This window comes from Agrobacterium sp. DKPNP3, from assembly GCF_052686535.1.
The window spans coordinates 1-5,956 of record NZ_JBQYSN010000155.1 but is presented as its reverse complement, the minus strand read 5'-3'; the positions used below and the strand labels follow the sequence as shown (position 1 = coordinate 5,956).

The 5,956-nt window shown below is 59.3% G+C and carries 7 protein-coding genes; 4 read left to right on the top strand and 3 right to left on the bottom strand.

Features of this window, described 5'->3' with window-relative positions:
• Position 1: 1 nt before the first annotated feature.
• Positions 2 to 154: an IS3 family transposase gene (locus ACUTJJ_RS24440; protein WP_445542255.1), complete on the top strand. Its 153-nt coding sequence runs from the start codon at positions 2 to 4 to the stop codon at positions 152 to 154.
• A 544-nt stretch (positions 155 to 698) separates the two neighbouring features.
• On the opposite strand, the gene ACUTJJ_RS24435 is transcribed toward ACUTJJ_RS24440, so the two are convergent.
• Positions 699 to 1,424 (bottom strand): 3'-5' exonuclease, encoded by a 726-nt coding sequence (locus tag ACUTJJ_RS24435; RefSeq protein ID WP_445543716.1) that lies wholly within the window; start codon positions 1,422 to 1,424, stop codon positions 699 to 701.
• A 60-nt stretch (positions 1,425 to 1,484) separates the two neighbouring features.
• A complete protein-coding gene (gene dinB / locus ACUTJJ_RS24430; RefSeq protein WP_155737452.1) occupies positions 1,485 to 2,573 on the bottom strand; it encodes a DNA polymerase IV in 1,089 nt (362 codons plus the stop codon).
• Between the two features lie 161 nt (positions 2,574 to 2,734).
• On the opposite strand from dinB, the gene ACUTJJ_RS24425 reads away from it, so the two are divergent.
• On the top strand, positions 2,735 to 3,043 hold the full coding sequence (locus tag ACUTJJ_RS24425) for a hypothetical protein (protein ID WP_063947527.1): 309 nt from the start codon (positions 2,735 to 2,737) through the stop codon (positions 3,041 to 3,043).
• A gap of 665 nt (positions 3,044 to 3,708) precedes the next feature.
• Here ACUTJJ_RS24425 and ACUTJJ_RS24420 read toward each other — a convergent pair.
• Entirely contained in the window at positions 3,709 to 4,611 is a 903-nt protein-coding gene (locus tag ACUTJJ_RS24420; protein ID WP_404495756.1) for an AraC family transcriptional regulator, read from the bottom strand.
• A gap of 98 nt (positions 4,612 to 4,709) precedes the next feature.
• Between ACUTJJ_RS24420 and ACUTJJ_RS24415 the strand changes: the two genes are divergently transcribed.
• Positions 4,710 to 5,468: an SDR family oxidoreductase gene (locus ACUTJJ_RS24415; protein ID WP_209090409.1), complete on the top strand. Its 759-nt coding sequence runs from the start codon at positions 4,710 to 4,712 to the stop codon at positions 5,466 to 5,468.
• Between the two features lie 38 nt (positions 5,469 to 5,506).
• A partial coding sequence (locus ACUTJJ_RS24410) for an alpha/beta hydrolase family protein (protein WP_445543715.1) occupies positions 5,507 to 5,956 on the top strand: 450 nt, incomplete at its 3' end.

The following is a 5,956-nucleotide window of genomic DNA, read 5'->3' as shown; positions in this document are numbered from 1 at the left end:
TATCTATCCCGCCGGTTACGAGACCTTCGCAGACGTCGCCGAGAGATTGCCCAGGTTCATTGAAGATGTTTACAATGCCAAGCGGCTGCACTCAGCCCTTGGCTATCGATCGCCAGCAGAATTTGAAACCCAACTTGCCCAGCAGGCGGCTTAGTTTGAAGTGCGTCGCTGGTCCAGCCCGAGGGGTTCACTCCCTTAGACGCATAATTTCCATTGGGAATTGAGCCATGTGAACCTTCCCCAAGGCGGAGAGCGACGGGGGCAACGGAGTGATCCACATGAGACTTTTAAACATCACCCGCCGGATGGCAATGCGCGAGAAGCAGTGGAGCCGCGAGATCCAAATTTCAGGTATTAGAGCGATTGCTTTGTCTAACTTATGACCTTTGCGGACAACAGTCGCGGCCCGGTACCGTTCGACTTGTCCTCTCTTCCAATCGTTTTATCGACCCTGGATCGTTGTTGCCAACGATCAGGTGCTTGCGACCCCTAAGGGATCTCAGGAGAGCCGAGCAGTCTCCTGCTTTCGCCCATAGAAGTCTCCCAGGTGCCAGACTTCGTCGTCATCGTTGACAATCGAATTCTAGTTCTGGATAAGCGCTGCACCGTGGGCAGCCACCTCCGGGAAAGGGCGATGATCGATCCGGAGAACGCGCTTGACATGGCGGTCGGTACTGTTGCGCTGACAGATCACCTCGTCACAGGAGCGTCCCCTGGGCAGGCTGGAGCGGCTCCATTTCCTGGCGTTCTCCGCGCCGTGCCAGTTCCGTCTGAGCGCTGAAGCGGATGTCCATGTCCCGATCACGCGCGAAGTCCTCAAGCGCTTGATCAGAGATCCGATCCCACCCTTTGCCGCGGTCGGGGCCGGCGGGAACGCGGGGCAGCAGGCCGGGTTCGCGGCTCCAGACCAGGAGTTGATTCAGAGATGTCGCATTCAACAGGTCACGGAGATGATGGGCAGTGACATAGGCGTCGGGCATGGCGCGGTGGGCCGGGAGGCCGATCTCATGCACAAGACCCTCTGGCATGCGCTGGTAGCGCAGCATCTGGTTGGAAAAACGCGGCAGTTCCGGCCAGACTCGCAAAGCCGATTTCCAGGTGCAGATCCATGGAGTTTCACCGGTGAAGCGCGGAGTGCAGTAGCGCTGTTCGAAGCCTGCCCGGTGCGCCGCCAAGGCATCCAGTCGCCCCGGAGGTCGCAGTATGCTTGCGGCGATCTCCTTCCAGAACGGCGCATCGGCCACCTGGCTGTCCAGGATATGATGAACGGCGATGGTATCCGGTTTCATAGGCCGTCCGGGATTGACCAGTAGTGCTCCACGCTCCTCGATCACCTGCCACAAGCCGTCGTCACCAAGAACGACATCCTGCCAGCCGATCTCGCAGACATCGTTCGGGCCATTGCCGCCCGTCTCGAGATCAATGACGCGAACTCTGGGTAAATGGCTTTCGGAAATCCTGATCGATCCTCTTGTTGAACCCGATCATAAAGCCAGATCGAGCTGCGATTGTTCCTCGTCATGTTCTGTCTGATCGCTAGTCAGCGAGGAGAGCGTCACGCCAAGCAGCCGGACCGGACGCTTGAAAGGATAGACGGTGGCAAGCAGCGTCGATGCCGCCTCCATGATTTCAGCAATGCCAGTGACAGGAGACGTGCCCGTCCTGCTTCGGGTTGCCTGTGTGAAGTCCGAATACTTGATCTTCACGGTCACCGTCTTGCCGCTGATCGATTTTGCCTGACAATGCGACCAGACTTTCTCCGCCAACGGTTTTAGCTCGCTCGTGGCGAGAGCGAGATCGTGGATGTCGTCGACGAACGTATCTTCCGCGCCCACCGATTTCCGAATTCGGTCGGGCCGGACAGGACGCTCGTCTATGCCGCGAGCGATGCCATAAAAGTAGGGGCCGGATTTTCCAAAGTTCTCTGTCAGGAACTGTAGCGATTTCGATTTGAGATCAGCGCCGGTTTCGATGCCAAGGCGGTGCATCTTCTCGGCGGTGGCTGGGCCAACGCCGTGAAATTTCTTGACCGCGAGCCCTTGGACGAAAGACGGCCCGTTCTTCGGCGTGATGACGGCCTGGCCATTCGGCTTGTTGAGGTCCGACGCCATCTTGGCGAGGAACTTGTTGTAGGAAATGCCGGCAGATGCATTGAGCCCGGTGACGGTCTTTATCTTCGCACGGATCTCCAGCGCGATCTCGGTGGCGATCGGCATCTCTCTAAGATTTTCCGTCACGTCGAGATAGGCTTCGTCAAGCGATAACGGTTCGATCAGCGGCGTGTATTCGGCGAAAATCTCGCGGATCTGTTGCGAGACGGAGCGATAGACCTCGAACCGTGGTTTCACGAAAATCAGGTGAGGGCACTTGCGAGCTGCCGTCACCGAAGGCATGGCTGACCGCACACCAAACTCGCGGGCCTCGTAGCTTGCCGCGGCAACCACACCACGAGCAACCGCTCCCCCAACCGCGAGAGGTTTGCCGCGCAGGTCCGGATTGTCTCGTTGTTCGACCGACGCGTAGAAGGCATCCATGTCGACATGGATGATCTTGCGAGCGGATGGTGCGGTCATGACGTTCATGCGGATCGGTCAAGGCAGATGAAAACAAAGAGAGAACATAGCAGCCGCCCGGTACGATTCCAACCCGACCAGATTAAGTTTTCCATTTGGATCGAAACAACCCGACCCCAGCGACGTTTGGTACAGGAGGACCAAAACGCAGGGAGAAACTCATGTCTGACGATAGCACCACGACGATCCGCGCAACCTTCAAGACCCGCGCGGCCGCGGACCTTGCGATTGAACATCTTGTGCAGCAGCATGGAATTTCCCGGCCAGATATTTTCGTGCAGCCGGTCGCGTCCAATAACTCTGCCGGATCTGCTCCATCGGGCGGCGACGTCTTGCGCGATGGCGAGGGGCGAACCGACGCACCGCTAGAGGGCGAAATCGAAGTGTCTGCCGACATCGCAGCTTCGAAGATCGCCGCCGTGCAGCGGAGTTTCGGCGATCTGGACGCAATCCGGGTGTCGGGACGGTGAGCAAGCCGGAGCCGGTCGAACCCGCTCTGGCCGGGAAAGCCCGGGACTAACCAGGAAGAGAGCCCCGCCCGGCTTTATGGCACTCAAGAAGCGTCCAATTGTTGGACCGCCAACGGCATCCATGACCAGTTTGAAATCCTGTCCGACTGTTTCAACGGTCGTCTGTGCGCCGTTTCTCTTGTCGCAGACCGCCACGGGCAAGATCGTGACCGGTCTTGCTTTGAAGTATCCGGATGTCTGGCTGAAACCACCACGGAAGATCGGGCCGTCGACAGGATCGAGGAGGGCTATGACCTTGCGATTCGCGTCAACCCGACGCCTGACGAGAGCCTCTCGGGTGTCGAGCTTTTCCGCATGACCGTCTCGTTGACGTGCACGTCCGGATCTCTCCCGCCCCGGTTAGGGTTAGCTCGCTCCGGGCGTCGTCCGGGGAGGAGCAAGTCCGGAGACCTGGAATGTCATGACGTCCGCCGGCCCTGCTAAGATCGGGATCTCGCTGATGGGACCTTCCAGCACTGCGGCGACATCGAAGGGTTCGAGATCGCGCTGTGGAGCGGTGTCTCTTAAGTGCGCGGGCCTCTGCCTTCAGTGATTTCCTGAAGCAGCTTTTCCCTAGACAACACCCGAAGCATTGGCCGCCTATATCGTCGGTGAGGTCGGACGCTTTAAGCCGCAGCAGCAACTGCGCGAGAATAGGCGCCAGGCGGCATTCCCACATGCCGATTGAAGGCGACGCTGAAAGCGCTTGTCGATCCATAGCCGACGCGCTGGGCGATGTCGGCCATGGGCATATCTTTGCGTAGGAATTCCTTCGCAAGCGCCATCCTCCACCCCGTCGCGTACTCCATTGGCGCGACCCCAACTTCCTTGCGGAAGCGATCGAAGAAGGTGGAACGGGACATTGCAGCTTCCCTAGCAAGCGTTTCCACCGTCATGCTTCGACCTGGATCTTGGTGGATCCGGCGCAAGGTCGGCGCCAGCAGCGGATCGGCCATGCCACGCAGGAGACCCGGCGGCGCTTTGGCACTTGCTGCCGAACGTAGTGCATCGATGAAGAGAACCTCCAGCAGCCGGTGAAGGACCATCTCACGCGCGACACGGTCAGCTCGCGTCTCTTCATTGATCATGAGGACCAGAGCCATCAGTCGCTCTTCACCATGAACATGAATGACTTCCGGCAACAGCGATACGAGAAGAGCCTTGTCATCCGAGCCGAAAGCACAATGCCCGACCAGGGCCTTGACCTCCGACCGCGCTTCCGGATCGCCCAGGCGAAAGACGCCGGGGCTGGTCTCCAGACGTTGCGCAAGGGCCCCGCGTGGCGGCGGCTCCATGCTGCTCATCGTAAATGAGAAAATCTTTGGGACCAGGACGAAGTCACCCGCAGTGAGCACCATTGGCTCATGTCCGGCAAACGTCATCAGGCAACGGCCTTCGACGACGGCGCAGTAGAAGGGGCTTCCAAGCTCCGTCCGCTCGACCAGCCACTGGCCACCGCCCGTGACCAGCTTTGAAATGGAAGGGATCGGCTTCAACAGGGACACGACTTCAGCGACAGGATCGGCCATACATTTGGACTTCCGCTAAACACTCTTGGACATGTGCATATAGCAAGTCCGGGAAACCAGGTCCATCTTTAGGCGAGTTAAAAGCCAGGAGACAGAACGTGCCAAAGATACTCATCACCGGTTGCTCGTCCGGTTTCGGCCTCGCCATCGCGCAGAAATTCTTGGACACCGGCTGGGATGTCGTCGCCACCATGCGCAAGCCGCGAAACGACTTGCTTCCTCCTAACGACCGGCTCGAAATCCTGCCGCTCGATGTCACGAGTGCAGACAGCATCGCGAAGGCTATCGAAGCCGCCGGCTCGATCGATGCGCTGGTCAACAATGCCGGCGTCGGCATGCTCAATGTGCTTGAAGGCTCGGAGATGTCTAAGGTCCGCGAACTGTTCGAGACAAACGTCTTCGGCGCAATCGCGATGACCAAAGCGTTGCTTCCGCAGATGCGGGCCCGTTGCTCAGGCGTCATCGTCAACGTCAGTTCCGCCGTCACGCTGAGGCCGCTGCCCGCGCTGTCAGTCTACAGCGCCAGCAAGGCAGCGCTCAACGCATTCACGGAGAGCCTCGCCCTCGAAACGGCGCTGTTCGGCATCCGCGCCAAACTTGTTTTGCCTGGCTCGGCTCCGATGACGGGCTTCGGCAAGAATGCTGTCTCGCGCATGGGCATGGAGATTCCCGAGCCATATACCGCCTTCGTCCATGACTACATGACGAAGCTGCGTTCGGGCAATGAGGTTACGACGGCGGATGCGGTAGCTGAGGCCGTCTGGAGGTCTGTGACCGAGATCGACGCGCCGATGAAGATCCCGGCCGGCGCCGACGCCGAAACCGCGTTCCGCCAAACAGTTCATCTGCTCGCCTGAACATCACAATCCAAACCCACCTTTGAAGGTCCAGACCCATGAACAATCTGATCAATCTCGCCAGACATATTCCGACACCTGAAGCCACTCTCACCGTGGCATACACGCCAATCCGTCTTTCGATGCCGGGCCGCCAGCCGCTGGAACTGCGTCTGACCGCGCCCGCTACAGGAAATAACCTGCCGATCGTGCTGCTGTCGCATGGCTACGGTCCATCCAACTATATCCCGTCAAAGGACGGTTACGCTCCGCTCGTTCAATTCTGGGCGGAAAGGGGATTCGTCGTCATCCAGCCGACACATGCGAGTTCGCGGGTCGGCGGCCTGCCCTCGGATGCAGCTGGCGCACCGTTCTTCTGGCGCGAGCGTGTCGAGGAGATGAAGGCGATACTCGACCAGTTGGCCGAGATTGCACGGCAAGCGCCGGCCGTTGCCGGCCGGATGGATCATTCACGCATCGGCGCGGTCGGTCATTCCTTCGGCGGCCAC

Bases quoted from the DNA above. Each gene is read 5' to 3' on its own strand.
- dinB (WP_155737452.1), bottom strand. From the start codon at position 2,573: ATGACCGCACCATCCGCTCGCAAGATCATCCATGTCGACATGGATGCC.
- ACUTJJ_RS24425 (WP_063947527.1), top strand. From the start codon at position 2,735: ATGTCTGACGATAGCACCACGACGATCCGCGCAACCTTCAAGACCCGC.
- ACUTJJ_RS24420 (WP_404495756.1), bottom strand. From the start codon at position 4,611: ATGGCCGATCCTGTCGCTGAAGTCGTGTCCCTGTTGAAGCCGATCCCT.